This window comes from Pseudomonas sp. dw_358, assembly GCF_018449655.1.
Taxonomy (GTDB): domain Bacteria; phylum Pseudomonadota; class Gammaproteobacteria; order Pseudomonadales; family Pseudomonadaceae; genus Aquipseudomonas.
Genome location: NZ_JAAVUX010000009.1, coordinates 123,804 through 149,777 on the forward strand (window position 1 = coordinate 123,804; position 25,974 = coordinate 149,777).

Annotated in this window: 25 protein-coding genes; 14 read left to right on the top strand and 11 right to left on the bottom strand. The window is 62.0% G+C overall.

Features of this window, described 5'->3' with window-relative positions:
• The first annotated feature begins 3 nt into the window (after positions 1–3).
• The 8 genes from lptC (at position 4) to HB675_RS15260 (ending at position 5,507) form a co-directional block, all read left to right on the top strand.
• Entirely contained in the window at positions 4–576 is a 573-nt protein-coding gene (gene lptC / locus HB675_RS15225; RefSeq protein ID WP_213879159.1) for an LPS export ABC transporter periplasmic protein LptC, read from the top strand.
• Positions 563–1,105, top strand: a complete 543-nt coding sequence (gene lptA / locus HB675_RS15230) for a lipopolysaccharide transport periplasmic protein LptA (protein WP_213879160.1) — start codon at positions 563–565, stop codon at positions 1,103–1,105. Before lptC ends, lptA begins: the two co-directional genes overlap by 14 nt.
• The gene (lptB, locus tag HB675_RS15235; RefSeq protein ID WP_213879161.1) at positions 1,105–1,830 is read left to right on the top strand and encodes an LPS export ABC transporter ATP-binding protein; all 726 of its coding nucleotides are present in this window, start codon (positions 1,105–1,107) and stop codon (positions 1,828–1,830) included. Before lptA ends, lptB begins: the two co-directional genes overlap by 1 nt.
• A 159-nt stretch (positions 1,831–1,989) precedes the next feature.
• Complete coding sequence (locus HB675_RS15240; protein ID WP_213879162.1) at positions 1,990–3,486, top strand: RNA polymerase factor sigma-54; 1,497 nt, start codon at positions 1,990–1,992, stop codon at positions 3,484–3,486.
• Positions 3,487–3,570: 84 nt separating this feature from the next.
• Positions 3,571–3,879, top strand: a complete 309-nt coding sequence (raiA, locus tag HB675_RS15245) for a ribosome-associated translation inhibitor RaiA (protein ID WP_213879163.1) — start codon at positions 3,571–3,573, stop codon at positions 3,877–3,879.
• Between the two features lie 12 nt (positions 3,880–3,891).
• A complete protein-coding gene (gene ptsN / locus HB675_RS15250) occupies positions 3,892–4,356 on the top strand; it encodes a PTS IIA-like nitrogen regulatory protein PtsN (protein WP_213879164.1) in 465 nt (154 codons plus the stop codon).
• Between the two features lie 4 nt (positions 4,357–4,360).
• Complete coding sequence (gene rapZ / locus HB675_RS15255) at positions 4,361–5,218, top strand: RNase adapter RapZ (protein WP_213879165.1); 858 nt, start codon at positions 4,361–4,363, stop codon at positions 5,216–5,218.
• A 16-nt stretch (positions 5,219–5,234) separates the two neighbouring features.
• Positions 5,235–5,507 (top strand): HPr family phosphocarrier protein, encoded by a 273-nt coding sequence (locus tag HB675_RS15260; protein WP_213879166.1) that lies wholly within the window; start codon positions 5,235–5,237, stop codon positions 5,505–5,507.
• A gap of 160 nt (positions 5,508–5,667) precedes the next feature.
• Here HB675_RS15260 and HB675_RS15265 read toward each other — a convergent pair whose 3' ends face one another.
• Both HB675_RS15265 and pmbA read right to left on the bottom strand, forming a co-directional pair.
• Positions 5,668–6,279 (bottom strand): superoxide dismutase, encoded by a 612-nt coding sequence (locus HB675_RS15265; RefSeq protein WP_213879167.1) that lies wholly within the window; start codon positions 6,277–6,279, stop codon positions 5,668–5,670.
• Between the two features lie 97 nt (positions 6,280–6,376).
• Positions 6,377–7,723: a metalloprotease PmbA gene (gene pmbA, locus HB675_RS15270; protein ID WP_213879168.1), complete on the bottom strand. Its 1,347-nt coding sequence runs from the start codon at positions 7,721–7,723 to the stop codon at positions 6,377–6,379.
• A gap of 109 nt (positions 7,724–7,832) precedes the next feature.
• Here pmbA and yjgA point away from each other — a divergent pair, with 109 nt between their 5' ends.
• Entirely contained in the window at positions 7,833–8,354 is a 522-nt protein-coding gene (gene yjgA, locus HB675_RS15275; RefSeq protein WP_213879169.1) for a ribosome biogenesis factor YjgA, read from the top strand.
• A gap of 26 nt (positions 8,355–8,380) precedes the next feature.
• Here the strand turns inward: yjgA and tldD are convergent, their stop codons facing one another.
• The 8 genes from tldD to mreB form a co-directional block, all read right to left on the bottom strand.
• Positions 8,381–9,823: a metalloprotease TldD gene (tldD, locus tag HB675_RS15280; RefSeq protein WP_213879170.1), complete on the bottom strand. Its 1,443-nt coding sequence runs from the start codon at positions 9,821–9,823 to the stop codon at positions 8,381–8,383.
• A gap of 76 nt (positions 9,824–9,899) precedes the next feature.
• Complete coding sequence (locus HB675_RS15285; protein ID WP_213879171.1) at positions 9,900–10,733, bottom strand: carbon-nitrogen hydrolase family protein; 834 nt, start codon at positions 10,731–10,733, stop codon at positions 9,900–9,902.
• Positions 10,734–10,754: 21 nt separating this feature from the next.
• Positions 10,755–14,582 carry a YhdP family protein gene (locus HB675_RS15290; protein ID WP_213879245.1) on the bottom strand — a complete coding sequence of 1,276 codons (3,828 nt, stop codon included), beginning with the start codon at positions 14,580–14,582 and terminating at the stop codon, positions 10,755–10,757.
• Positions 14,583–14,590: 8 nt separating this feature from the next.
• Positions 14,591–16,048 carry a ribonuclease G gene (gene rng, locus HB675_RS15295; protein ID WP_213879172.1) on the bottom strand — a complete coding sequence of 486 codons (1,458 nt, stop codon included), beginning with the start codon at positions 16,046–16,048 and terminating at the stop codon, positions 14,591–14,593.
• A 74-nt stretch (positions 16,049–16,122) separates the two neighbouring features.
• Complete coding sequence (locus tag HB675_RS15300) at positions 16,123–16,701, bottom strand: nucleoside triphosphate pyrophosphatase (RefSeq protein ID WP_213879173.1); 579 nt, start codon at positions 16,699–16,701, stop codon at positions 16,123–16,125.
• A gap of 44 nt (positions 16,702–16,745) precedes the next feature.
• On the bottom strand, positions 16,746–17,237 hold the full coding sequence (mreD, locus tag HB675_RS15305) for a rod shape-determining protein MreD (RefSeq protein ID WP_213879174.1): 492 nt from the start codon (positions 17,235–17,237) through the stop codon (positions 16,746–16,748).
• Between the two features lie 25 nt (positions 17,238–17,262).
• Complete coding sequence (gene mreC, locus HB675_RS15310; protein WP_213879246.1) at positions 17,263–18,369, bottom strand: rod shape-determining protein MreC; 1,107 nt, start codon at positions 18,367–18,369, stop codon at positions 17,263–17,265.
• Positions 18,370–18,500: 131 nt separating this feature from the next.
• Positions 18,501–19,538, bottom strand: coding sequence for a rod shape-determining protein MreB (gene mreB, locus HB675_RS15315; protein WP_008371426.1), 1,038 nt, complete (start codon positions 19,536–19,538; stop codon positions 18,501–18,503).
• A 210-nt stretch (positions 19,539–19,748) separates the two neighbouring features.
• Between mreB and gatC the strand changes: the two genes are divergently transcribed.
• From gatC to HB675_RS15340, 5 genes are all read left to right on the top strand, one after another.
• Positions 19,749–20,036 carry an Asp-tRNA(Asn)/Glu-tRNA(Gln) amidotransferase subunit GatC gene (gene gatC / locus HB675_RS15320; RefSeq protein ID WP_213879175.1) on the top strand — a complete coding sequence of 96 codons (288 nt, stop codon included), beginning with the start codon at positions 19,749–19,751 and terminating at the stop codon, positions 20,034–20,036.
• A gap of 16 nt (positions 20,037–20,052) precedes the next feature.
• The gene (gene gatA, locus HB675_RS15325; protein ID WP_213879176.1) at positions 20,053–21,504 is read left to right on the top strand and encodes an Asp-tRNA(Asn)/Glu-tRNA(Gln) amidotransferase subunit GatA; all 1,452 of its coding nucleotides are present in this window, start codon (positions 20,053–20,055) and stop codon (positions 21,502–21,504) included.
• A gap of 12 nt (positions 21,505–21,516) precedes the next feature.
• The gene (gene gatB, locus HB675_RS15330) at positions 21,517–22,962 is read left to right on the top strand and encodes an Asp-tRNA(Asn)/Glu-tRNA(Gln) amidotransferase subunit GatB (protein WP_213879177.1); all 1,446 of its coding nucleotides are present in this window, start codon (positions 21,517–21,519) and stop codon (positions 22,960–22,962) included.
• A gap of 170 nt (positions 22,963–23,132) precedes the next feature.
• Positions 23,133–23,525 (top strand): septal ring lytic transglycosylase RlpA family protein, encoded by a 393-nt coding sequence (locus tag HB675_RS15335; protein WP_213879178.1) that lies wholly within the window; start codon positions 23,133–23,135, stop codon positions 23,523–23,525.
• A gap of 55 nt (positions 23,526–23,580) precedes the next feature.
• Positions 23,581–24,621 carry a calcium/sodium antiporter gene (locus HB675_RS15340; RefSeq protein WP_213879179.1) on the top strand — a complete coding sequence of 347 codons (1,041 nt, stop codon included), beginning with the start codon at positions 23,581–23,583 and terminating at the stop codon, positions 24,619–24,621.
• Here HB675_RS15340 and HB675_RS15345 read toward each other — a convergent pair.
• The gene (locus HB675_RS15345) at positions 24,615–25,973 is read right to left on the bottom strand and encodes an amino acid permease (protein WP_213879180.1); all 1,359 of its coding nucleotides are present in this window, start codon (positions 25,971–25,973) and stop codon (positions 24,615–24,617) included. The genes HB675_RS15340 and HB675_RS15345 overlap by 7 nt on opposite strands.
• Position 25,974 lies beyond the last annotated feature (1 nt).

The following is a 25,974-nucleotide window of genomic DNA, read 5'->3' on the forward strand; positions in this document are numbered from 1 at the left end:
AACATGTCGACCAAGAAACTTCGCAATATCCTGCTGCTGGCCGTGCTCGCCGCGCTGTTCGCGGCAGTGGGTTACTGGAACATCAGCCCCGAACGCTTCCAGGCGCGCCCTCCGGTGGTCATCGACCCGACGGCTGTGGACTACTACGCCATCAATGCGCACGCCAAGCAGTTCCTGCCTGACGGCGGCATCCAGTACGACCTGGTCGCCGATGAAGTCCATCACCTGCAGGCCAGCCAGGTCTCGTTGCTGACCAACCCGGACATGAACCTTTACCGCGGCACCGTCTACCCTTGGCACGTGACCAGCAAGCGTGGCGAAGTGAACCCCGACGGCACTCAGGTCGAGCTGATCGACTCGGTTCGCGTGGCCCGCACCGACCAGAAAGATCGCCCGACCGTGATTACCTCGTCGCGCATGACGGTATTCCCGCAGAAGCAATATGCGCAGACCGATCAAGACGCTAGAATCGACGGCGCCGGCGGGACTTCCACCGGTAAAGGCATGAAAGCGTACCTAAAAGAGAGCAAGATTTTCTTGTTGTCCAACGTAAGAGGACTGTATGAGGCTCGTTAAAACCCTCCCCTATTTGCTCAGCCTGGGCGCAGCACTGGGAAGCGCGAGCGCCTGGGCATTGCCGACCGACCGCGATCAGCCTATCCACATCCAGTCCGACGATGCTCAACTCGATGACAAGCAAGGTGTCGCTACCTACAGAGGTAACGTGATCATGACCCAGGGCACGATGAAGATCACCGGTAACACGGTGACCATCACGCGCAACGCCCAGGGCGACATCGACACCTTCACGTCGGTGGGCAACCTGGCCTACTACGAACAGAAACCGGCGATCGACAAGCCGATCGTGCAGGGTTGGGGGGTGACCATCCAGTATTTCGCCGCCCAGAACCGCATCATTCTGATCGACCAGGCCAAAGTGGTGAACGACGGCAACACCTCACAGGGCGAGAAGATCGTCTATGACACCGTCAAGCAAGTGGTCAACGCTGGCCGTGCCAATGGCACCAAGATCACCGCACCTCGTCCGCGGATCGACATGGTGATCCAGCCGAAAAGCAAAACAGACGCACAGAAGGCTCAGTAATGGCAATTCTCAAGGCACAGCACCTGGCCAAGGCCTACAAGGGCCGACAGGTGGTGCGCGACGTCAGCCTGTCGATCGAAAGCGGGCAGATCGTCGGCCTGCTGGGGCCTAACGGCGCCGGCAAGACCACCTGCTTCTACATGATCGTGGGGTTGGTGCAAGCCGATCAGGGCCGTGTCCTGATCGATGACCTGGATGTGAGCTACCAGCCGATGCACGGCCGGGCCAAATCGGGTATCGGCTACTTGCCCCAGGAAGCCTCGATCTTCCGCAAGCTGTCGGTGTCGGACAACATCATGGCCATCCTCGAGACCCGCAAGGAGCTCGACGCAGCCGCGCGCCGCAAGGAACTGGAGGGGCTGTTGCAGGAATTCCACATCACCCATATCCGCGACAACCTGGGTATGAGCCTGTCAGGGGGGGAGCGTCGCCGGGTAGAAATTGCCCGAGCGCTGGCGACTTCGCCCAAGTTCATCCTGCTCGACGAGCCGTTTGCCGGTGTCGACCCGATCTCCGTCGGCGACATCAAGCAGATCATCCACCACCTCAAGGCCAAGGGCATTGGCGTGCTGATCACGGACCACAACGTCCGGGAAACCCTGGACATCTGTGAAACCGCCTACATCGTCAGCGATGGTCGGCTGATTGCAGAGGGTGATTCGGCCACCATTCTTGCCAACGAACTGGTGAAAGAGGTTTACCTCGGCCATGAGTTCCGTCTGTAAGAGCGAATTGGACTGCCGTTGGGTGTAATTAATCCTACGCAGGTCTAGGCAAACGCTCGGGTTTCAGGCATATAATTTGCTTACGACATAAGTGTGGCGCTCCGGCGCCCCGTAGTGGATGGCGCATCGCGCCGGCGAACAAGGTGTTAAGCCCCTGCCATGAAACCATCGCTAGTCCTGAGAATGGGCCAGCAACTGACGATGACTCCTCAGTTGCAACAGGCCATCCGTCTACTCCAGCTGTCGACCCTGGACCTTCAACAGGAAATCCAGGAAGCGCTGGAATCCAATCCTATGCTCGAGCGTCAGGAAGAAGGCGACGACTTCGACAACAGTGATCCGCTGGCTGACAACATCGAGCACAAGGCTGCTCCCGAAGTTCAGGAGCCCAGCTTCCAGGAATCATCCGCCCCTACGGTGGACAACCTCGAAGAAGGAGATTGGAACGAACGCATTCCCAACGAGCTACCGGTCGATACCGCCTGGGAAGACATCTACCCGACCAGTGCCAGCAGCCTGCCCAGCAACGACGATGATGAGTGGGACTTCACTACCCGCACCTCCGCCGGCGAAAGCCTGCAGAGCCACCTGCTGTGGCAACTGAACCTCGCGCCGATGTCCGATACCGATCGACTGATTGCCGTGACGATCATCGACTGCATCAACAATCAAGGCTACCTGGACGAGACCCTGCAGGAAATCTGCGACTCTTTCGACCCCGAGTTGGATATCGAGCTGGACGAAGTCGAAGCCGTACTGCGCCGGGTCCAGCAATTCGAGCCGGCCGGGATTGGCGCCCGCGATTTGAGCGAGTGCCTGGTCCTGCAACTGCGGCAGATGCCGCCCAAGACCCGCTGGCTGGCCGAAGCCCAGCGCCTGGTGCGCGAGTTCATCGACCTGCTCGGCGCGCGCGACTACAGCCAGCTGATGCGACGCATGAAGCTCAAGGAAGACGAGCTGCGCCAGGTCATCGAGCTGGTCCAAAGCCTCAACCCGCGCCCGGGCTCGCAGATCGAGTCCAGCGAGCCGGAATACGTGATTCCCGATGTCATCGTGCGCAAGGACAACGAGCGCTGGCTGGTGGAGCTTAACCAGGAGTCGGTGCCGCGTCTGCGGGTCAACCCGCAATATGCCGGTTTTGTCCGTCGCGCCGACACCAGCGCCGACAATACCTTCATGCGCAACCAGTTGCAGGAGGCCCGCTGGTTCATCAAGAGCCTGCAAAGCCGCAATGAAACCCTGATGAAGGTGGCCACGCAGATCGTCGAGCACCAGCGCGGCTTTCTCGACTATGGTGACGAGGCCATGAAGCCGCTGGTGTTGCATGACATCGCCGAAGCTGTGGGGATGCACGAATCGACGATCTCCCGGGTCACCACCCAGAAATACATGCACACCCCCCGTGGCATATACGAGCTGAAATACTTTTTTTCCAGCCACGTCAGCACGGCCGAAGGCGGTGAATGCTCGTCTACAGCCATCCGCGCGATCATCAAGAAACTGGTCGCTGCCGAAAATCAGAAAAAGCCGTTGAGTGACAGCAAGATCGCTGGTTTACTGGAGGCACAAGGCATCCAGGTAGCCCGTCGCACCGTCGCCAAGTACCGCGAGTCCCTCGGGATTGCACCGTCCAGCGAGCGCAAGCGATTGATGTAAGCAGGCTCACCTTGATGCCATCACCAGCGTTCCAGTGGCAGGTTTCACCTGCCTCTTTATGCACTGGCAATAAGGAGAAGCGGTATGCAAGTCAACATCAGTGGGCACCAACTGGATGTGACCGACGCCATGCGTGACTACGTCGGGGAGAAACTCGCCCGACTCGAGCGGCATTTCGACAAGATTACCAATGTTCAGGTCATCATGGAGGTCGAAAAGCTCAAACAGAAGATCGAAGCCACCTTGCGTGTACCGGGTGGTGAGGTCGTCGCAAATGCCGAGCACGATGACATGTATGCCGCTATTGACCTGCTCACCGACAAGCTAGACCGACAATTGCTCAAACATAAGGAAAAACAGCAGAGCCACCTTCAAGGTGCTGCTGCTCGCTGACACTCCCCTCTCATGATCCGACTCGAAAATATCCTGACCCCCGGCCGTTCCCTGGTGAACGTGCCGGGCGACAGTAAACGACACGTACTCGAACAGATTGCCCAGCTCATTGGCCGAGAAGTGCCCGAACTGGACAAGGACAAAGTGTTCGAAGCTCTGCTCGCCCGGGAAAAACTGGGCTCGACAGGGTTCGGCAACGGTATTGCCATTCCTCATTGTCGCCTGACCGGTTGCATGTCGCCGATCAGCGCACTGCTGCACCTGGCGCATCCGGTGGATTTCGATGCCATCGACGGCGCGCCTGTAGATCTGCTGTTCCTGCTGCTGGTTCCGGAAGCAGCCACTGATGCACATCTGGAGCTGCTTCGTCAAATTGCGAGCATGCTCGACCGCAAGGATGTACGCGACAGCCTGCGTTCGGCCAGCAGCAACGAAGCGCTTTATCAAGTCGTTTTGGACGTGCAAAAAGGGCATTGAGATCATGCGCTTGATCATTGTCAGTGGACGCTCCGGCTCCGGTAAAAGCACCGCCCTGGATGTGCTGGAAGACAACGGGTTTTATTGCATCGACAATCTGCCGGCCGGTTTGCTGCCTGAGCTTGCCGAACGCGCCTTGATCCACACCGAACTGGCTCAGCCTTTGGTGGCGGTGTCCATTGATGCACGCAATCTGCCCAGCCACCTGTCACGTTTCCCGCAATTGCTGGAAGAAGTGCGCAGCCGTCATATCCAATGCGATGTGCTGTTTCTGGATGCCGATGAAGCCACCCTGCTCAAGCGCTTTTCAGAAACCCGACGCCGCCATCCACTGAGCAGCACCAGCCGCTCGCTGGCCGAAGCCATTCGGGTCGAGAGCGTATTGCTGGGACCGATCACTGATCTGGCCGATCTGAAAATCAACACCACTCACCTCAACCTGTACCAGCTGCGCGACACCCTCAAGCTGCGGCTGCTCAACAAACCCGAACCGGGAACCGCTTTTCTGGTCGAATCCTTCGGGTTCAAGCGCGGGATGCCCGTTGACGCCGACCTGGTGTTCGACGTGCGGTGCCTGCCCAACCCCTACTGGAAGCCGGACCTGCGCGACCAGTCCGGGCTGGACCAGCCGGTGGTCGACTATCTGGCATCACAACCTGATGTCGAAGAAATGTTCCAGGATATCTCGGGCTACCTGCTCAAGTGGCTGCCACGCTTCGCCGCCAGCAATCGCGCCTATGTCACTATCGCCATCGGTTGCACCGGCGGCCACCACCGCTCCGTCTACCTGACGGAGCGCCTGGGCCAACTACTGCAACAGACACTCAAGAACGTTCAGGTCCGTCATCGCGACCTCAGTTGAAAGGATCATCCGCGCAATGCCCGCTTTGGAAATCACAATTATCAACAAGCTCGGTCTGCATGCGCGCGCCGCCGCCAAATTCGTTGGTGTGGCCGGCCGTTTCCCCTGTCAGGTCAGGATCGGCCGCTCACCGGAAACCCTGGTGGACGGCAAAAGTATCATGGCCGTCATGATGCTGGCGGCGGGCAAAGGGACGCTGGTGCACCTGAAGACCGAGGGTGACCAGGAGCAGGACGCGTTGAATGCCATCGTCGAGTTGATCAACAATCGCTTTGACGAAGGCGAGTAGCCCTGTCCTATGCAGCAGGACAAGGCGTTATGGCGAGGTGCCTACCAGGCATGCTCGGCAAACCGAACCAGCAGCAACGCCAGCCCGGTGACCAGCACCAGAGCACCCACCCTCTTGCGCAACCACCGAGCGGAAAGCTGTGAGGCCATGACCGCCTCTATCAAGCCAGCGCAGCTTGGTAGCGACGCTCAACCTCGGCCCAGTTCACAACGTTGTAGAAAGCGTTGATATATTCCGGGCGACGATTCTGGTATTTCAGATAGTAGGCATGCTCCCAGACGTCCAGCCCGAGGATTGGGGTGTTGCCGTTCATCAACGGGCTGTCCTGATTGCCACTGCTTTCCACCACCAGCTTTTTCGCCTTGGTCACGCTCAACCAGGCCCAGCCACTGCCAAAGCGGCTCAGTGCAGCCTTGGTGAAGGCCTCCTTGAAAGCACCGAAACCGCCCAACTGCTCTTCAATGGCCGCAGCTGTCGCACCTTGGGGCAGACCACCGCCCTGAGGCGACATCACCTCCCAAAACAGCGAATGGTTGGCGTGACCGCCACCTTGATTGACAACAGCAGCCTGCAGGTTTTCCGGTAGCTGTTTGACACTGCCTACCAGTTTCTCGATCGGCCAAGCGGCATATTCGGTGCCTTCCACGGCGGCGTTCAGGTTGTTGATGTACGTCTGGTGATGCTTGGTGTGGTGAATTTCCATGGTCGCGGCATCAATATGCGGCTCGAGCGCATCGTAGGCATAGGTCAACGCGGGCAGAGTAAAAGGCATCACGATCTCCTGAAGACGGGCAAATGATACTCATTATTAATTGATATTGAGAATCATGACAACAGGAGATGTGTACTGTCAGGACCCGGTGCAGGCATCAGCTGCCGGCGACGGTCATCCGCTCGATCAAGACAGAGCCCGTACGGATGTTGCTGCGCAGCTCAAGGTCATTGCCCACGGCAACAATCTGCTTGAACATGTCACGCATGTTCCCGGCAATAGTCACTTCCTGCACCGGGAACTGGATCTCCCCATTTTCGACCCAGAAACCCGCAGCGCCTCGGGAATAATCCCCGGTGACCATGTTCAGGCCCTGCCCCATCAGCTCGGTGACCAGCAGCCCGCGGCCCATCTGTTTGAGCAACGCAGCCTGATTTTGGTCGCCGTGGCTGACAAAGAGGTTATGCACCCCGCCCGCATTTGCGGTGCTGGGCAAGCCCATCTTGCGACCGGAATAAGTGCTCAGGATGTAGGACACCAATACACCGTCCTTGATGAAGGGTTTGGCGTAAGTGGCCAGGCCGTCACCGTCGAACGCCGAACTGCCCATGGCATGTTGCAGATGGGGGCGCTCGTCCAGGGTCAGCCACTCGGGGAAGAGGGTCTGACCCATGGAGCCTTCCAGAAACGACGACTTGCGATACAGGTTGCCGCCGGAAATCGCGCCCAGGAAGCTGCCGAAGAGCCCCCCGGCCAATTCGGCGGAAAACAGCACAGGCACTTCGCAGGTCGGTACCGGGCGGGCACCCAGGCGGCTCGCAGCACGCTCGGCGGCGCGCTTGCCGATCGCCACCGGATCGGCCAGCAGCTCGCCTTTACGGTTGACGTCATACCAGTAATCGCGCTGCATCTGCCCCTCGCCCTCGGCGATCATCACGCAGCTGAGGCTGTGGCGAGTCGATGCGTAGCCACCAATGAAACCATGGCTGTTGCCGTACACCCGGCAGCCCTGATGGGTGTTCAGGGTCGTGCCATCGGCATTCTTGATCCTGGCGTCGGCGTCAAAGGCCGCAGCCTCGCATAGCAGGGCTTTTTCCACGGCCTGCTCGGGGCTGATGCTCCACGCGTGGTAGAGGTCGAAGTCGGGCTGCTCGCGGGCCATCAATGCCGCGTCGGCCAGGCCCGAGCAATCGTCTTCGGATGTGTGCTCGGCAATCGCCAGAGCAGCCGCGACCGTTTCGCGGATCGCGTCGGCGCCACTGGCCGAGGTGCTGGCCGAGCCCTTGCGCTGGCCCACGTACAAGGTAATGCCAAAGCCCTGGTCGCGGTTGAACTCGACGGTTTCAACCTCACGCTGACGCACCGAGGTGGACAGCCCCTGTTCCAGTGACACGGCCACTTCGCAGGCACTGGCGCCCTGACGCCGGGCTTCGGCGATGATCTGCTCGACTTGTTCCTGCAGGGCGGGCAACGCCTCTGGGCCGACGCTCTGAGCTGCGTTCATGCTGTTCTCCACTCAAAATCTGCTTTCGGCAAGGGGTCGATCTACGACCGGGCCGGACAAGTGGCCCCCGACTGGTTATCATGGCGGCGATTATTTTCGGACTGCCCCCATGGTTGATTCTTACGACGACTCCCTCGGCGAGGGAAAAAGCAAAACTCAGGTCAAGCGCGAGCTGCATGCGCTGGTGGATCTGGGCGAGCGCCTGACAACGCTCAAGGCCGACATGCTGGCCAAGCTGCCACTCACCGATGCGCTGCGCAAGGCGCTGGCCGATGCACCCAAGCACACTGCGAACATCGCCCGCAAACGGCACATCCTGTTCATCGGCAAGCTGATGCGCGACCAGGACACCGACGCGATTCTGGTGTTGCTCGACCAGCTCGACGCCTCCACCCGGCAATACAACGAACGCTTCCATAACCTGGAACGCTGGCGTGATCGCCTGGTGACAGGCACCGATGCGGTCCTGGACGCATTCGTCATCGAATACCCGGATGCCGACCGTCAGCAACTGCGCTCGCTGATCCGCCAGGCGCAGCACGAAACGGCGCACAACAAGCCGCCGGCCACCACTCGCAAGATCTTCAAGTACATCCGCGAGTTGGACGAGACCCAGCGCGGTCTGCGCTAAGTCCGCCGGTTGCGCCCGGGTGCCGATCACGCGCCCGTGCCACCGACCGTGATGGCATCGATCTTCAAGGTCGGCTGACCGACCCCCACCGGCACTGACTGACCGTCCTTGCCGCAGGTGCCGACCCCGCTGTCCAGCGACAGATCGTTGCCGACCATCGACACCTTGCTCATCGCCTCGGGACCGTTGCCGATCAAGGTCGCCCCCTTCACAGGTACGGTGATCTTGCCGTCCTCGATCAAGTAGGCTTCGCTGGTGGAGAAAACGAACTTGCCGCTGGTAATGTCTACCTGCCCACCACCCAGGTTGGCGCAGTAGATGCCCTTCTTCACGGACGCGATGATCTCGGCCGGGTCACTCTCGCCAGCCAGCATGTAGGTGTTGGTCATGCGCGGCATCGGCAGGTGCGCGTAGGACTCGCGGCGGCCGTTGCCCGTGCAGGCGACGCCCATGAGGCGGGCGTTGAGCTTGTCCTGCATGTAACCCTTGAGCACGCCGTTCTCGATCAAGGTGGTGCATTCGGTCTTGGTGCCTTCGTCGTCGACGCTCAAAGAGCCGCGACGGCCGCTGAGGGTGCCGTCATCGACGATGGTGCACAGGCTCGACGCGACCCTATCGCCGATGCGACCGCTGTAGGCCGAACTGCCCTTGCGGTTGAAGTCGCCTTCCAGGCCATGGCCCACCGCTTCGTGCAGCAGCACGCCGGACCAGCCGGAACCGAGCACCACGGGCAAGGTGCCCGCCGGGGCCGGGATCGCTTCGAGGTTGACCAGCGCCTGACGCAAGGCTTCACGGGCATAACCCATGGCGCGGTCATCTGAAAGGAAATAGCGGTAATCGGTACGCCCACCACCGCCATGGCCACCGCGTTCGCGGCGGCCGTTCTGCTCAACGATCACACTGACATTGAAGCGCACCAGCGGCCGCACATCGGCGGCCAGGCTGCCATCGGCAGCCGCCACAAGGATGCGTTCCCAGACGCCGGCCATGCTCACCGAAACTTGCTGGATACGCGGATCAAGCAAGCGGGTGGCGGCATCGACACGTTTGAGCAGGTCGACCTTCTCGGCGCGGGTCAGCACTTCGAGCGGGTTGTCCGGGCCATACAACTGAGTCACGTCGGTGCTGCGAAACGCCTGCACTCGCCCATTCTGGCCGGCGCGGGAAATCGAACGGGCCGCCCGCGCCGCTTGCAGCAAGGCGTCTTCGGTGATGGCATTGCTGTAGGCAAAACCGGTTTTTTCACCCGACTGGGCTCGTACGCCTACGCCTTGATCGAGGTTGAAGCTGCCTTCCTTGACGATGCCGTCTTCCAACGCCCAGGACTCGGAGATCTGCCCCTGGAAATACAGGTCGGCGGCGTCGATACCGGGGCCGGCCAGGTCGCCCAGCACGGACTGCAGACTGTCGAGGGTCAAACCGCCCGGCGCCAGCAGGTGTTCACTGACTGTGGATAACAACTCGCTCATGTGTACTCCAGGTTATTCGCAGGCCGCTGTCCACAAGCCATAACGGGCTCGATACAACGGCACTCAATACTGCTGTTCAATAAACAACCAGATCGCTGGCAAAGCGCCGATGACTGGCCACTGGCATCCGCGCCCGGATGGACGCCTGTTCGCTGCTGTCTCGCTCGGCCAGCAACACCGCCTCCCCTTGTTCCTGTTGTGCCAAGATCCCGCCCCAGGGATCGACAATCGCCCCATGCCCCCAGGTTTCCCGAGGCCCCGGATGCGTGCCGCCTTGAGCGGCTGCCAGCACGTAGCACTGGGTCTCCAGGGCGCGCGCACGGATCAGCAGATCCCAGTGGGCGGCGCCGGTCACTGCCGTGAACGCCGAGGGTGCGGTGATCAATTCGGCACCGGCATCGCGCAAGGCGGTGTACAGCTCGGGAAAGCGCAGGTCGTAACACACGCTCAAACCCAGCCGCCCGACGGGCGTATCCGCCACCACCACGGCCTGCCCATGAGCATAGTCGTCTGATTCACGATAACGCCCGCGAGCATCCGCCACATCGACGTCGAACAGATGCAGCTTGTCGTAACGCGCCACCGTCTGACCCTGAGCGTCGACCAACATTGAGCAGGCCCGAACCTTTTCATCGGGGCGGCCTTCGGGTGGCAAGGCGATCGTGCCGGCCACAATCCATAAGTTGAGGTCACGGGCGGTCTGTTTCAACCATGGCAGGATCGGACCTTCGCCCAATGCCTCAGCCCGGCCAATGGCCGCGGCATCCTTACGGCCCATGGCGGCGAAATTTTCCGGCAACACGGCCAGCTGCGCGCCGCTTTCGGCGGCCGTGGCGAGTAATCGCCCGGCCCGGTCAAGGTTGGCGAAAACATCGCTCTGACTGACCATCTGTATCACGGCAAAGGACATTGGCGGCTCCCGGTGACAGCGCTACTGGCGCGTTGGATCGGCAGGTTTATCGAAGGGTTTGTCGAAGGTGATCTTCGGCTCCTTGATCGGCCCTTCTACACGGTACTGTACACTGGCCAGTCGCGCGACCCGGTCACCCAGTAGTTTGTCGACGATGAACAAGGCGCCACCGATGGCCGGAGCGCCCACCAACAAGGCCGCAATCGGCAAATTGGTGGTCAGTGGCAAGGTCACCCGCAGCTTGGCATCCACCCGGTCACCCGCCATGTCAACGGTGCCGTTGAGGTCAAAGTTGCTCGACGGGCCGGTCATGGTGATGGGTTCACGGGTCACATACACGCCGTTGCTGGCCACCAGCAATCCCTTCACTTGATCGTAGCCCAGGCCTTTGCCCAACAGGTCGGAAAAGTCCAGGCGCAGACGTCGGCCGATGGAATTGAAATTGAGCAAGCCAAACACCCGCAGCGCCTGAGCACCGCCATCCACTTCAACCAGCTGGCCGTGCTCCATGCTGGCGTCGAAGCTGCCCGAGTAGCGTTTGAGCGATACCCAGGCCGGGGAGCCTGGCCAGCGCCCATCGGCATCCAGATCGAATGTCTGACTGGTCACCGTCGGGGCGAAATTCCACGCTTTGAGCACATCGCCCAGGTTCTTGCCGGACAGGTGGCCCTTGAACCAGCTGGTGCTGGCACCCGGGGTGCCCTCCCAACTGCCCATGCCTTGCAGCTGCAAGCCTTTGAGTCCCATGTCGATGTCACTGAAAGCCAACCCCTTGGGCGTGGGGCGCAGCTTGAGCGACCAGGTGCCAACGGGGTCGTCGCCCTGGGTGACCTGAGCGATCTTGACGTTCACCGCCGGGATCTTGGTCGGGTCGACTGTGGCCAGCGGGTCAGGATTGTCCGGCGGGTTCTCCACGGTCACGGCCTTGGGGTCGGCCGGCGGCAGACGCAGAGTCTGCAGATTGATATCGATGGGCGCAACCTTGTCATCGGGCACAGCCACAGTGCCGGTCATCTGCTGGCTGGTAATGCCCAGATTCCAGGCACTGGCCGCGCGTTGCAACTGCACGCGGACCTGGTCCAGATCGAGCCCGAAGCCCTTGAGATGGCCGACCTTGAGATCGACACCGCTAATGATCTGTCTGGCGCTGCCGCCTGGGTCGCCACCGGCATACTGATCCACCTGCTGCTTCCAGGGGCCCAGGTCCAGTTGGTCAAGCTCGCCACGCACCCGCAGGCCCTTGCTGTCAGGCAGTTGCACCGTCGCATTGCCCAGCAGCAACTCGCCGCTGCCGTCGGCCAGGTTGGTGGCCGGCGCACTCCACACCAGCCGGGCCAGGTCGGCATAGCTGACATCGACTCGCCGTTGCGGCCCTGACAGGCCCATGCTGAACGTGGTATTGCGGGTATCGTCGGCGGCTTTGCCATAGGGCGCCGGCAGATTGACCACCAGCCCTTTAAGGTCGGAGTCGACAGACAGGCGCGCATCACTGCCCAGCGACACCTGCAACTGATAGGGAATGTCGCCCGTGGCCGGCAAAGTCTGCTTGATCTGCAGCCAGTCGGTCAGGCTCTTGAGGGCGATCTTGCTCTTGGCGGTGATCCGGGTCAGTGGCGTGCCAGGCTTGCCTTCGGCAAATATCTGCGCCGCCACCGGCTGACCGAATGCCTGGGCCGTGACCGCCGGGCTGCTCAAGCCCTTGTCGTAGTCAAAGCGCATGGCGGCCTTGAGCTGAGTCAGTTCCAGTACCGGATTGCTCAGCTTGAGCCGGGCATTCTCGGTGTTGAAGTCCACCACCACCTTGGGTTGATCGCCTTTGACCAGCGGGATGTCCAGCTTCAAGTGCCCGATCAGTGGCCCCTCGCCTTCCCAGCCGGCAAAGATCGGACCCGTGCCGATGGGCGCTTGCTGCAGGATCTTGAAGCCGTCGCCCAGGCTGCCGGTAAATTGACCGTCCACCAACAGATGGCTGTGCTCGCCCTCGGTCACCCGCGGCACATCCACGTCAACGTCATGCACCTGGGTGTCGAGCATCTGCCCCTTGTCGGCCAACACCCGCACACCGCTGTCATCCACATAGACGCGCCCATCGATCGCCGACAGCGAAGGCCAACCGGGCTGGAAGTTCAGTTGCGCATCGCGCACCTTGAAAAACAGGCTGATGTTGCGACTGTGGTCGGGGGCTGCATGGGCCAGGGACCCCTGGTACTGGAAATAGCCTTCATCGACCTTGCCGGCAACGATCGCGGTGCGCAGCCAATGGTCCAGCGACGGACTGAGTACCGCCGGCAGGTACTTGCCGGTGTAGCTGCCATCGCCTTCGGTCATGCCGACCCGAAGGTCCATGTAGGGCTCGACCGTGGGATCGAACGGCAGACGGATCAGAAAGTCCGCCGCCACTTTGCCTTCATCCCCCAACACCTTGATGTAGGGTGCCACCAGGGTGAAAGCGTCCTTGTTCAGGGTCCAGGTCAAACGGGCGTTGGCCTGCTTGTAATACCAGGGGTTGGCGAAGATCGGGTCCAGATGCAGCATGAAATCCTGTGTGGCCAAGCGCAGCTCGCCATGTCCCAGGTCACCGCTGATGGCGCCGCTGACATTGGCCGCAGCCGGGGCACCGTGGAAAGCGCTGAACGCCACCTTGTCGAGGTTGGCGGCGAAACTGACGCGCTGATCACCTTCGGTCTGCGGGCGCACTTGCAGCTGCAGGTTATGCAGGCTGCCCTTGGCTTGCAGGTGATCGAGAGTGCTCGCCAGGCCGGCCGGCAGTGGCGCCAGGGCATCGAGCAGCGGCGTGATCGGATTCAGGTCCAGGCGGTCGGCCGAAATGTTCCACGTCAACGGTCGGTCGCCACCGGGCAACTGCTGGCGCGCAGTGAGCCGGGTTTCCCAGCGCCGTTTTGCATAGGTAAACGCCAGCGAGTCGGCCGTGATCTCCAGACCGTCATCATGGCGTTGCAGCCAGGTATTGACGGCGACATCTTCCAGCGTCGCGGCGGGCTTGTCGGCATAGTGGGCCGTCACGCCCGGGGCGTTCAAACGCAACGCGGCGCTCTGCACCATGCCCTGGCGCCAATCGAGCCACGCTTCGCCGCCGGCCAGGACCTTGTTCAGGTGCCACTGCCCGGTCAGGCTGGGAGGCAGCCACCGAGCCCAGTCGCTCTGGGGCAGGCTGAGGTAGATGTGCGCACTGGCATCACGCCATTTATCCGGGGTGGCACGGGCCAAGGCACTGACGGCCACCAGCTGCCCGTCGGGGAGGGTCAGACGCAAGTCCAGGCGCTGGCGCCCAGCGATATTGCGCAGGCTGATCTGGGCATAAGTGAACGTCAGCGGCGCGTGATTCTGCGGTTCGAGGGTGAGCTGGCTATCCAGCACCGTCAGGTGTTGAACTTGTTGCAGCTGACGCAGGGTCTGCTCGGGATCGAACGGCTGGTCATCCTTGCTCGGCAGGCCCTTCAGCTGCCAATGGCCTTGCGCGTCCTCGGCCAGGCTCAGTTGGACGCCATCCAGTTCCACATGGGCCAGACGCACACGGCGGGCCATGAGGCTGTCCCAGAGCGCAGGCACCACGCGCACCTGATCCAGGCGCAAGACGCTGCTGCCCTTGCCGACCATCACATCATGGGCCAGCAGAATCGGCGCCAGACCGCTCCAGCGGCCTTCCAGGCTGCCGATGCTCAGCGGCAGACCGAGGGCTTGTTCGGCCTGCTGTTCGACCTCGGCACGGTATTCGGCGATCAACGGGGTCAATTCGCGCCCCAGGCTGACGTACAGGGCGAGCAGAATCAGCAACAGCGCGCAGAGACCGAAGCCCCAGCGCGTCACAATGGACAGCAAGCGTTGAATGGGCTGATTCAGAGGAGCACCACGTCATATTGTTCCTGGGAATACATGGACTCGACCTGAAAGCGAATGGTTCGCCCGATAAAGGCTTCCAGCTCGGCGACATTGCCCGACTCTTCGTCAAGCAACCGATCGACCACTTTCTGATTGGCCAGCACACGATACCCCAAGGCCTGATAGGCGCGGGCCTCTCGCAGGATTTCACGGAAAATTTCATAACACACCGTTTCGGCGGTCTTCAGCTTGCCGCGCCCCTGGCAGCAGGCGCACGGCTCGCACAGGACCTGTTCGAGGCTCTCGCGGGTGCGCTTGCGGGTCATCTGCACCAGGCCCAGTTCGGTGATGCCAATGATGTTGGTCTTGGCGTGGTCCCGCTCCAGCTGTTTCTCCAGCGTGCGCAGGACCTGGCGCTGGTGCTCCTCGTCTTCCATGTCGATGAAGTCGATGATGATGATGCCGCCGATGTTGCGCAGGCGCAGTTGCCGGGCAATGGCGGTGGCGGCCTCCAGATTGGTCTTGAAGATGGTCTCTTCAAGGTTGCGGTGGCCGACGAACGCACCGGTGTTGACGTCGATGGTGGTCATCGCCTCGGCCGGGTCCACCACCAGATAGCCGCCCGACTTGAGCAGGACCTTGCGGTCCAGCGCGCGCTGGATCTCGTCTTCCACCCCGTAAAGATCAAAGATGGGCCGCTCGCCAGGGTAGTGTTCGAGGCGGTCGGCAATCTCAGGCATCAGCTCACCGACAAATTGCGTGGTTCGCTGGAAGGTCTCCCGGGAATCGATGCGGATCTTCTCTATCTTCGGGTTGACCAGGTCACGCAGAGTGCGCAGGGCCAGGCCGAGGTCTTCGTAAATCTCGGTGGGCGCGCCCACGGTCTTGATCTGTGCGGCGATCTGGTCCCACAGACGCCGCAGGTAGCGAATGTCCATGAGAATCTCTTCGGACCGCGCGCCCTCGGCAGCCGTGCGCAGGATAAAACCACCGGACTCGGTGATCCCTTCGGCCGCCACGCAGTCACTGACGACCTTCTTCAGGCGCTCGCGCTCGGCTTCGTCTTCGATCTTGAGGGAGATACCCACGTGCCGGGTGCGCGGCATGTACACCAGATAGCGCGAAGGGATCGACAACTGCGTGGTCAGGCGCGCGCCCTTGGTGCCGATCGGGTCCTTGGTCACCTGCACCACCAGGCTCTGGCCTTCGTGGACCAGCGCACTGATGGTCTCCACCGCCGAGCCCTCGCGCAGCGAGATCTCCGAGGCGTGGATGAAGGCCGCGCGTTCCAGACCGATGTCGATGAACGCCGCCTGCATGCCCGGCAGCACGCGGACCACCTTGCCCTTGTAGATGTTGCCGACGATGCCGCGGCGCTGGGTGCGTTCGACATGCACTTCCTGCAGTACCCCGTTTTCAACCACCGCCACCCGCGATTCCATCGGGGTGATATTGATCAGGATCTCTTCGCTCATGGCTGGGTCTCGTCAAGGGTGGCGGGGATGTGGGAAAGCGTCTGGGACCATCTTGTCAGCCACACGGGGCGACGTCACGCCTGCCAGCAGGGTATGCCGAAATCGCCCAACAGTTCTGCTGTTTCACACAGCGGCAAGCCGACCACGGCCGAATAGCTGCCAGTCACGCGTTGCACGAACACCGCGCCCAGCCCTTGAATGGCATAGCCGCCGGCTTTGTCCCGGGGTTCACCACTGGCCCAATAAGCGCGAATTTCACCCTCGGACAGCGGGCGAAAAGTCACCTGGCTGCTGACGCTGAGGACTTGCCGACGTTCGCCGTCCACCAGCGCCACCGCCGTGAGCACTTGATGCTCGCGGCCGGACAGTGCTGCCAGGGTCGCGGCCGAATCGGCCTGATCCAGCGGCTTGCCGAGGATCCGGCCGTCCAGGATGACCGCCGTGTCAGCGCCCAACACGACGCCAGCGCCTGTCAGCGAACGGGCACCCGCTTGCGCCTTGCCCAGGGCAAGACGTTCGACATAGGCACGAGGGCTTTCATCGGGTAAAGGGGTTTCGTCGATGGGGGCCGCGATCACGCTGAAAGCGACGCCGATCTGTTCCAGCAATTCACGCCGGCGGGGCGACCCGGAGGCCAGGTAGAGCGGATTCATCGGACGTCTCCTTGTCGTCGACACGCGCCTGGCGGCGCGCACCGTCAATTGATTTTCAAACGCACGATCAAGCCGCGCAGCCCGTAGCTGACCCACGGCCACAACAAGGCACTGACCAGTGCCGGGAGCAACAGGGCAAGGGTCGGCTGACGGTTGCCGGTCAGCGCGCTGAGCCACAATTGCACCAATTGTGACAGGCCCAACACCACCAGAATCACCAGGCTCTGCTGCCACATCGGGAAACTGCGGACCCGTGGGGCCAGGGTAAGGATCAGGAACGTCACCAGGCTCAGCACCAAGGCGTTCTGGCCCAGCAGTGTGCCATACAGCACATCTTCAGCCAGCCCGAGAATGAACGCCGTGGTCATGCCGATCCGGTTCGGCAGGCTCAAGGCCCAGAATGACATGAGCAAGCCCAGCCACAGCGGCCGCAGGATTTCCATGAACTGAGGGAGGGGCGAAACGCTGAGCAACAGCCCGGCGACAAAGGTGGCCCAGACCACCCAGCCATAGTTGCGGGTACGAATACTTACCATCGGCGCTCACTCCGGGAACCGGGCATCAGTGCTGCTCCTTCGGTTTGGCAGGTGTTGCCGGGTGCGTCGTGGCCGGGTGCGCAGCACCACCGGCTGGCGCGGCGGCGGCTGGTGTGGTGTGGGTGGTGCTGGCCGGATGACCATTACCGGCTGCATGAGCCGGGCTGGCTTTGGCCGGCGCGGCGTTGGCCGGCGCTGGCGAGGTGGGCGCCACCGGGGCGGCCGCTGCCGGGGTCGCAGGGGCCGCCTGGCCTTTGAGGTCGGCCGCCTCCTGGGCCTGAGCGGCGTCCGTGGCACGCTGCTCGGGGGTGCGGCTGTCGGTAAACACCAGCAACAGGTAGCGGCTGCGATTAAGGGCCGCGGTCGGCACGGCGCGCACCACGGCAAAAGGCTGACCCGAATCATGGATCACTTCCTTGACCGTGGCCACTGGATAGCCCGCCGGGAAGCGTTGGCCAAGCCCTGAGCTGACCAGCAGATCGCCTTCCTTGATGTCGGCGGTGTCCGCGACATGTCGCAATTCCAGCCACTCCGGGTTGCCCGTGCCACTGGCAATGGCGCGCAGGCCATTGCGATTGACCTGCACCGGAATGCTGTGGGTCGAGTCAGTGAGCAGAAGTACCCGCGAGGTATAAGGCATCAACTCGACGACCTGGCCCATGAGCCCGCGCGCATCAAGAACAGGTTGCCCCAACACGACGCCGTCACGCTCGCCCTTGTTGATCAGGATGCGCTGGGTAAAGGGGTTGGGGTCCATGCCGATCAGCTCGGCCACCTCGACTTTCTCGTTGACCAGCGCCGAAGAGTTCAGCAGCTCGCGCAGCCGCACATTCTGCTCGGTCAAGGCGGCCAGCTTCTGCAGACGACCTTGCAACAACAGGGCTTCGGTCTTGAGTTTTTCGTTTTCGGCGACCAGCTCGGTGCGGCTGCCAAACTGGCTGGCAACACCTTGCCACAAGCGTTGCGGCAGGTCGGTGATCCAGTAGGACTGCATCAGGACGAGGGACATTTCGCTGCGTACAGGCTTGAGCAGCGTGAAGCGAGCGTCGACCACCATCAGGGTGACCGACATCACGACCAGCACCAGCAGACGTACGCCCAGCGAAGGGCCCTTGGCGAAAAGCGGTTTAATAAGCCGCTCCTCCCAGGCAAATGTTCAAGAGGTCATTCATCGGACAGCAACCGGCTGAAATAGACAGAACGCATACAGGTAGCACCCTGAGTGCTACCTGTAAACGCCTTTGCAGACAACTCGTGGCGAGGTTATTCGCTCGAGAGCAGGTCCATGGTGTGCTTGTCCATCATCTCCAGGGCGCGGCCGCCGCCGCGAGCGACGCAAGTCAGCGGATCTTCGGCGACGATGACCGGCAGGCCGGTCTCCTGGGCCAGCAGCTTGTCGAGGTCGCGCAGCAAGGCACCACCGCCGGTCAACACCAGACCGCGCTCGGCTATGTCGGAAGCCAACTCGGGCGGCGACTGCTCCAGCGCGCTCTTGACCGCCTGGACGATGGTCGCCAGGGATTCCTGCAAGGCTTCCAGAACTTCGTTGGAGTTCAGGGTAAAGGCCCGTGGCACGCCTTCGGCCAGGTTGCGGCCGCGCACGTCGACCTCACGCACTTCACCGCCCGGATAGGCCGTGCCGATTTCCTGCTTGATGCGCTCGGCGGTGGACTCGCCGATCAGGCTGCCGTAGTTGCGCCGCACGTAGGTCACGATCGCTTCGTCGAAACGGTCGCCGCCGACACGCACGGATTCGGCATAGACCACACCGTTGAGGGAAATCAGGGCAATTTCAGTGGTACCACCACCGATATCCACCACCATCGAACCGCGCGCCTCTTCCACCGGCAAGCCGGCACCGATCGCAGCGGCCATCGGCTCTTCGATCAGGAACACTTCACGGGCACCGGCACCGAGGGCCGACTCACGAATGGCACGACGCTCCACCTGGGTGGATTTGCAAGGCACACAGATCAGCACGCGCGGGCTGGGCTGCAGAAAGCTGTTCTCGTGCACCTTGTTGATAAAATATTGCAGCATCTTTTCGCAGACGCTGAAGTCGGCGATGACGCCGTCCTTCATCGGACGGATGGCGGCGATGTTGCCGGGAGTACGGCCCAGCATGCGCTTGGCTTCGGTACCGACCGCCACGACACTTTTCTGATTTCCGTGGGTCCGAATCGCCACAACCGATGGCTCATTCAGGACGATACCGCGCTCACGCACGTAAATAAGGGTGTTGGCAGTGCCCAGGTCGATGGAAAGATCGCTGGAAAACATGCCACGCAGTTTCTTGAACATGGGAAAAGGACCCTAGGGAACGCGTGGGTAAAAAAGTGCGGCAAACTCTAACAACGGCGGGGATTTTGGGCAAGGCGCCAATATGCTAAATTGGCTGTTTTTCCGAACGCCTCCTCGCCGGTTCGCGGCCATCTGACCGTAGAATCGCTGAAGTGTTCCGCAGCCTAACACACGGACAGCCTCCGTTTTTGTCTTCCACTGGAGATACCCATGGCGCTTGATCGCTCCGACGTGGAAAAAATCGCTCATCTGGCCCGCCTCGGGTTGAATGAAGCCGATCTGCCACGCACCACCGATGCACTCAACAGTATTCTGGGCCTGGTCGACCTGATGCAGGCGGTCGACACTACCGGCATCGAACCGCTGGCGCACCCGCTGGAAGCCAGCCAGCGCCTGCGCATCGACCAGGTCACCGAGCACAATCAACGCGACACCTATCAGGCCATCGCCCCCGCGGTCGAGAACGGCCTGTACCTGGTTCCGAAAGTCATCGAGTAAGGGAATAGAGCCTGCCATGCATGAATTGACCCTGGCCGAGATCGCCCGCGGACTCGCCGACAAGAAATTTTCCTCCGAAGAGCTGACCCGCGCACTGCTGGCCCGTATCCATCAGCTCGATCCGCAGATCAACAGCTTCATCAGCATCACCGACGACCTCGCCATCGAGCAGGCCAAGGCCGCCGACGCACGCCGCGCACAAGGTGAAGTCAACCCGTTGCTGGGTGCCCCGTTGGGCCACAAAGACCTGTTCTGCACCCAGGGCATTCGCACCAGCTGCGGCTCGAAGATGCTCGACAACTTCAAGGCGCCCTACGACGCCACCGTGGTTTCCCGCTTGGCTGCCGCCGGCGCCGTGACCTTGGGCAAGACCAACATGGACGAATTCGCCATGGGTTCGGCCAACGAGAGCAGCTGGTACGGCGCGGTGAAGAACCCGTGGAATCTGGCGCACGTGCCCGGCGGATCGTCGGGGGGCTCGGCCGCCGCCGTGGCCGCGCGCCTGCTGCCGGTCGCCACCGCCACCGACACTGGCGGCTCGATCCGCCAGCCTGCCGCATTCACCAACCTCACGGGGCTGAAGCCGACCTATGGCCGGGTGTCGCGCTGGGGCATGATCGCCTATGCCTCCAGCCTTGATCAGGGTGGCGTGCTGGCCCGTACGGCTGAAGACTGCGCGCTGATGCTGCAAGGCATGGCTGGTTTCGACCCGCTGGACTCCACCAGCATCGACGAGCCCGTGCCGAACTACCGCGCCAGCCTCGAGGGCTCGCTGCAGGGTCTGCGCATCGGCTTGCCCAGAGAGTATTTCAGCGCCGGCCTGGACCCCCGCATCGCCGAGCTGATCCACACCAGCGTCAAGGAACTGGAAAAGCTCGGCGCCGTGGTCAAGGAAATCAGCCTGCCGAACATGCAGCACGCGATTCCAGCCTACTACGTCATCGCCCCGGCGGAAGCCTCTTCCAACCTGTCGCGTTTCGACGGCGTGCGCTTCGGTCATCGCTGCGAAGACCCGAAAGACCTCACCGACCTGTACAAGCGCTCCCGCGCCGAAGGCTTCGGGCCTGAAGTGCAACGCCGTATCCTGGTCGGCGCCTACGCGCTGTCGGCCGGGTACTACGACGCCTACTACCTGCAAGCGCAGAAAATCCGGCGCCTGATCAAGAACGACTTCGTCGCAGCGTTCCAGGACGTGGATGTGATTCTCGGCCCGACCACGCCGAACCCGGCCTGGAAACTCGGCGCCAAGAACAACGACCCGGTCGCTGCATACCTCGAAGACGTCTACACCATTACCGCCAACCTCGCGGGCCTGCCGGGCCTGTCGATGCCGGCCGGTTTCGTCGACGGTCTGCCGGTGGGCGTGCAGTTGCTGGCGCCGTACTTCCAGGAAGGTCGCCTGCTGAACGTAGCCCACCGCTACCAGCAAGTAACTGACTGGCACACCCGCACCCCGGTCGGTTTCTAAGGAGAAAATGCAATGAAATGGGAAGTCGTCATCGGGCTGGAAATTCACACCCAGCTCAGCACCCAGTCGAAGATTTTCTCCGGCAGCTCCACCACCTTCGGTTCCGAGCCCAACACCCAGGCCAGCCTGGTCGACCTGGGCATGCCCGGCGTGTTGCCCGTGCTCAACCAGGAAGCCGTGCGCATGGCCGTGATGTTCGGTCTGGCGATTGATGCCGAGATCGGCCAGCACAACGTGTTCGCGCGCAAGAACTACTTCTATCCCGACCTGCCCAAGGGCTACCAGATCAGCCAGATGGAACTGCCGATCGTCGGCAAGGGCCACCTGGACATCACTCTGGAGGACGGCACGGTCAAGCGCATCGGCGTGACCCGCGCGCACCTGGAAGAAGATGCTGGCAAGAGCCTGCACGAAGATTTCAGTGGCAGCACCGGTATCGACCTCAACCGTGCCGGGACGCCGCTGTTGGAAATCGTTTCCGAGCCGGACATGCGCAGCGCCAAGGAGGCCGTGGCCTACGTCAAGGCCATGCACTCGCTGGTGCGTTATCTGGGCATCTGCGACGGCAACATGGCCGAGGGTTCGCTGCGCTGCGACTGCAACGTCTCGATCCGCCCGGTCGGCCAGAAAGAATTCGGTACCCGCTGCGAGATCAAGAACGTCAACTCGTTCCGCTTCATCGAACGGGCCATCAACAGCGAAGTGGCGCGCCAGATCGAACTGATCGAGGACGGTGGCAAGGTCATTCAGCAGACCCGCCTCTATGATCCGAACAAGGACGAGACCCGCGCCATGCGCAGCAAGGAGGAGGCCAACGACTACCGTTACTTCCCCGATCCGGACCTGCTGCCCGTGGTCATCGAGAACGCCTTTCTCGACGCCACCCGCGCCACCCTGCCGGAACTGCCGCCGCAGAAACGCGAACGCTTCCAGAGCCAGTTCGGCCTGTCGGTGTATGACGCCAGCGTGCTGGCCTCCAGCCGCGAACAAGCCGACTATTTCGAACAGGTGGTGTCCATCGGCGGCGACGCCAAGCTGGCGGCCAACTGGGTGATGGTGGAGCTGGGCAGCCTGCTCAACAAGCTCGGACTGGAGATCGATCAGGCACCGGTCAGTGCCGAACAATTGGGTGGCATGTTGTTGCGCATCAAGGACAACACCATCTCCGGCAAGATCGCCAAGATGGTCTTTGAGGCCATGGCCAATGGTGAAGGCAACGCCGACCAGATCATCGAAGCACGCGGGCTCAAGCAAGTGACTGACAGCGGCGCCATCGAGAAGGTGCTGGACGAAGTGCTGGCAGCCAACGCCGAGCAGGTCGAACAATACCGTGCGGCGGATGAAGCCAAGCGCGGCAAGATGTTCGGCTTTTTCGTCGGCCAGGCCATGAAAGCCTCCAAGGGCAAGGCCAACCCCGGGCAGGTCAACGAATTGCTGAAGAGCAAGCTCGAAGGCTGATGGGTCCTCGCGGACAGGCCCTGTGGGAGCAGGGCGTGCCCGCGATGGCATCGGCGCGGGCTCCTGCAGACCGCGTCGCCTGCATCGCGGCCAAGGCCCGCTCCGACAAAGCCAGCCCATGCCCACAACACTCCTTGAATTTTCTGCTGCTTTGTACAGGCTTTCATTGCATGAACATCCGAAACCTGTGGCATCCGATTTCGCTTTTTCTGCTCTTCGCCCTCCTCGCCGGCTGCGCTGGTCAGGAAGCAACCATTGACCCACGCGGTTACAACGAAACCGGCACCGCCTCCTTCTATGGCGCCCAGCATCAGGGCAAACGCACCGCCAGTGGCGAGCGCTTCGACCAGGCCGATCTGACCGCCGCCCATCGACGCCTGCCGTTCGGCACGCGGGTTCAGGTGACCAATCTGGGCAACGGCCGTTCGGTGGTGGTCCGGGTCAACGACCGCGGCCCGCACACCCGCTCGCGCCTGATCGACGTCTCCCGTGCTGCCGCTGAACAACTGGGCATGATCGGTAGCGGAACGGCGCAAGTCCGGGTACAAAGTCTCTCCGACTGATCAGCCAGGGCATTAGATCATCTTCCAGCTTGCCACTTCTCTCGCACCCGGCCTGATGCAATGGGCTGCCGGCTTGCTGCTGCTTGTGGGCGGCGCTGACCTGCTGGTGCGCGCCGCCGTTTCGCTGGCCGGGCGCTGGCGGGTGCGCCCCTTGATCATCGGCCTGACCATGGTTGCCTTCGGCAGCAGCGCCCCGCAGCTCGTCGTCAGCTTGCAAGCGGCCTTCACCGGTGCGCCGGACATTGCGGTCGGCAGCGTGTTCGGCAGCAATGTCTTCAACATCCTGATGACCCTGGGCCTCAGCGCTCTGCTGGTGCCCCTGCGGGTATCGCGTCAGGTTGTCCGCCTGGACATTCCGCTGATGATCGCCGCCAGCCTGCTGGTGTGGCTGCTTTCGCTCAATCAGCAGTTGGGGCGGCTGGAGGGTGTGCTGCTGCTGGCCGGGCTGGCGGCCTACCTGTACTTGATCAAGCGTCAGGCGCATCACCCTATCCGGCCCTTGCCGGAGACACTCAGGGCTTCCAGCAAGCACACCTGGGCACTGGCGCTGACACTCCTGGCGGGACTGGGGTTGTTGGTCGCTGGCGGCCATCTGTTACTGGATGCGGCAATCGATGTGGCCCAGGACTATGGTCTGTCAGACCGCATCATCGGCCTGACCATTGTCGCGGTGGGCACCTGCATGCCTGAGCTGGCCACTTCGCTGATTGCCGCGCTGCGCGGCCAGCGGGACATGGCTGTGGGCAACGTGATCGGCAGCAGCCTGTTCAACCTGCTGGGTGTGCTGGGCTTCACGGCGGTGGTCGCCCCCGAACCGCTGACCATCTCGCCCAACGCCTTGACCTTCGACCTGCCGGTGATGGTGGCTGTGGCCGCGCTGTGCTTGCCGCTGTTTCACTCCAACTATCGCCTGACCCGCGCCGAAGGCCTGGCACTGATCGGCTTGTACCTGACCTACGGCGCACATGTCCTGGCCTTCAGCACCGGGCTGGCATTGGCCACTCGGCTGGAGCACTGGATGCTGTTCTATGGCTTGCCCGTGCTGGCGATGACCTGGGTCATCGCCAGACTGCGCAGTTGGCGTCGCCGTCAGTGACGGGCGCGCTTGCGCTTGAGCACGAAGGCCACGCCCAGGACTGCCAGCCACAGCGGGATCAGGATCACTGAAATGCGAATACCCGGCGTCATGTACATGATCACCAGAATGCCCGCCAGGAAGGCCAGGCACAGGTAATTGGTCAGCGGGTAGCCCCAGCTCTGGAAGAACGTGACATGCCCTTCACGGTGCTTGGCGGCGCGAAACTTCAGATGGGTGATGCTGATGATGCACCAGTTCAACACCAGCGCCGACACCACCAGCGCCATCAACAGGCCAAGGGCTTCGCCCGGGATCAGGTAGTTGATCACCACGCACAGGCCAGTCGCCAAGGCCGAAATACCCAGCGCCGCCAAAGGCACGCCGCGACGGTTGACCTTGAGCATGGATTTGGGCGCGTCGCCTTGGCGAGCGAGGCCGAACAGCATGCGGCTGTTGCAGTACACGCAGCTGTTGTACACCGACAACGCTGCCGTCAGCACCACAAGATTGAGCACGGTAGCCACCACATTGCTGTCCAGCGCGTGGAAAATCAGTACGAACGGACTGCCCCCCTGCACCACTTTCTGCCACGGGTACAGCGACAACAGAATGGCCAGAGCACCCACATAGAACAGCAGAATGCGGTAGATCACCTGATTGGTCGCCCGCGGGATGCTGCGCTTGGGGTCATCGGCTTCGGCCGCGGTGATGCCCACCAGTTCCAGGCCGCCGAAGGAAAACATGATCACGGCCATGGCCATGGTCAGACCGCCTATCCCGTTGGGGAAAAAGCCGCCGTACTGCCACAGGTTTGCGACACTGGCATCCGGCCCGCCGCTGCCGCTGAGCAGCAACCAGGCACCGAAGGCGATCATGCTGACGATGGCCACGACCTTGATCAGGGAAAACCAGAACTCCATCTCGCCGTAGACTTTCACCTGGGTCAGGTTGATCAGGTTGATGAGGACGAAGAAGACAGCAGCCGATGCCCAGGTCGGCACATGGGGCCACCAGTACTGGATATAGATGCCCACGGCCGTGAGTTCGGCCATGCCCACCAGGACATACAGCACCCAATAGTTCCAACCGGACATGAAACCGGCAAACTCGCCCCAGTAACGATGGGCAAAGTGGCTGAAAGTCCCGGCTACCGGTTCTTCGACCACCATCTCGCCCAGTTGGCGCATGATGAAAAACGCGATGATGCCAGCGATGGCATAGCCGAGAATGACCGCAGGGCCAGCCATGGCGATAGTCTGGGCAATGCCCAGAAAGAGCCCCGTGCCGATGGCGCCGCCCAGAGCGATCAGCTGGATGTGGCGATTTTTCAGGCCGCGGTGCAGGCCCGAGGGCGCCGATTGGTCAACCATG

Excerpts from the sequence above, each read along its gene's own strand:
- raiA (WP_213879163.1), top strand. The coding sequence starts at position 3,571 with ATGCAAGTCAACATCAGTGGGCACCAACTGGATGTGACCGACGCCATG.
- HB675_RS15300 (WP_213879173.1), bottom strand. The coding sequence starts at position 16,701 with ATGAATCCGCTCTACCTGGCCTCCGGGTCGCCCCGCCGGCGTGAATTG.
- mreD (WP_213879174.1), bottom strand. The coding sequence starts at position 17,237 with ATGGTAAGTATTCGTACCCGCAACTATGGCTGGGTGGTCTGGGCCACC.
- HB675_RS15240 (WP_213879162.1), top strand. The coding sequence starts at position 1,990 with ATGAAACCATCGCTAGTCCTGAGAATGGGCCAGCAACTGACGATGACT.
- pmbA (WP_213879168.1), bottom strand. The coding sequence starts at position 7,723 with ATGAACGCAGCTCAGAGCGTCGGCCCAGAGGCGTTGCCCGCCCTGCAG.
- HB675_RS15345 (WP_213879180.1), bottom strand. The coding sequence starts at position 25,973 with ATGGTTGACCAATCGGCGCCCTCGGGCCTGCACCGCGGCCTGAAAAAT.
- yjgA (WP_213879169.1), top strand. The coding sequence starts at position 7,833 with ATGGTTGATTCTTACGACGACTCCCTCGGCGAGGGAAAAAGCAAAACT.
- mreB (WP_008371426.1), bottom strand. The coding sequence starts at position 19,538 with ATGTTCAAGAAACTGCGTGGCATGTTTTCCAGCGATCTTTCCATCGAC.
- lptA (WP_213879160.1), top strand. The coding sequence starts at position 563 with ATGAGGCTCGTTAAAACCCTCCCCTATTTGCTCAGCCTGGGCGCAGCA.
- HB675_RS15265 (WP_213879167.1), bottom strand. The coding sequence starts at position 6,279 with ATGCCTTTTACTCTGCCCGCGTTGACCTATGCCTACGATGCGCTCGAG.
- lptC (WP_213879159.1), top strand. The coding sequence starts at position 4 with ATGTCGACCAAGAAACTTCGCAATATCCTGCTGCTGGCCGTGCTCGCC.
- HB675_RS15260 (WP_213879166.1), top strand. The coding sequence starts at position 5,235 with ATGCCCGCTTTGGAAATCACAATTATCAACAAGCTCGGTCTGCATGCG.
- gatB (WP_213879177.1), top strand. The coding sequence starts at position 21,517 with ATGAAATGGGAAGTCGTCATCGGGCTGGAAATTCACACCCAGCTCAGC.
- rapZ (WP_213879165.1), top strand. The coding sequence starts at position 4,361 with ATGCGCTTGATCATTGTCAGTGGACGCTCCGGCTCCGGTAAAAGCACC.
- HB675_RS15340 (WP_213879179.1), top strand. The coding sequence starts at position 23,581 with ATGCAATGGGCTGCCGGCTTGCTGCTGCTTGTGGGCGGCGCTGACCTG.
- lptB (WP_213879161.1), top strand. The coding sequence starts at position 1,105 with ATGGCAATTCTCAAGGCACAGCACCTGGCCAAGGCCTACAAGGGCCGA.
- ptsN (WP_213879164.1), top strand. The coding sequence starts at position 3,892 with ATGATCCGACTCGAAAATATCCTGACCCCCGGCCGTTCCCTGGTGAAC.
- HB675_RS15285 (WP_213879171.1), bottom strand. The coding sequence starts at position 10,733 with ATGTCCTTTGCCGTGATACAGATGGTCAGTCAGAGCGATGTTTTCGCC.
- tldD (WP_213879170.1), bottom strand. The coding sequence starts at position 9,823 with ATGAGCGAGTTGTTATCCACAGTCAGTGAACACCTGCTGGCGCCGGGC.
- HB675_RS15335 (WP_213879178.1), top strand. The coding sequence starts at position 23,133 with ATGAACATCCGAAACCTGTGGCATCCGATTTCGCTTTTTCTGCTCTTC.
- gatC (WP_213879175.1), top strand. The coding sequence starts at position 19,749 with ATGGCGCTTGATCGCTCCGACGTGGAAAAAATCGCTCATCTGGCCCGC.
- rng (WP_213879172.1), bottom strand. The coding sequence starts at position 16,048 with ATGAGCGAAGAGATCCTGATCAATATCACCCCGATGGAATCGCGGGTG.
- gatA (WP_213879176.1), top strand. The coding sequence starts at position 20,053 with ATGCATGAATTGACCCTGGCCGAGATCGCCCGCGGACTCGCCGACAAG.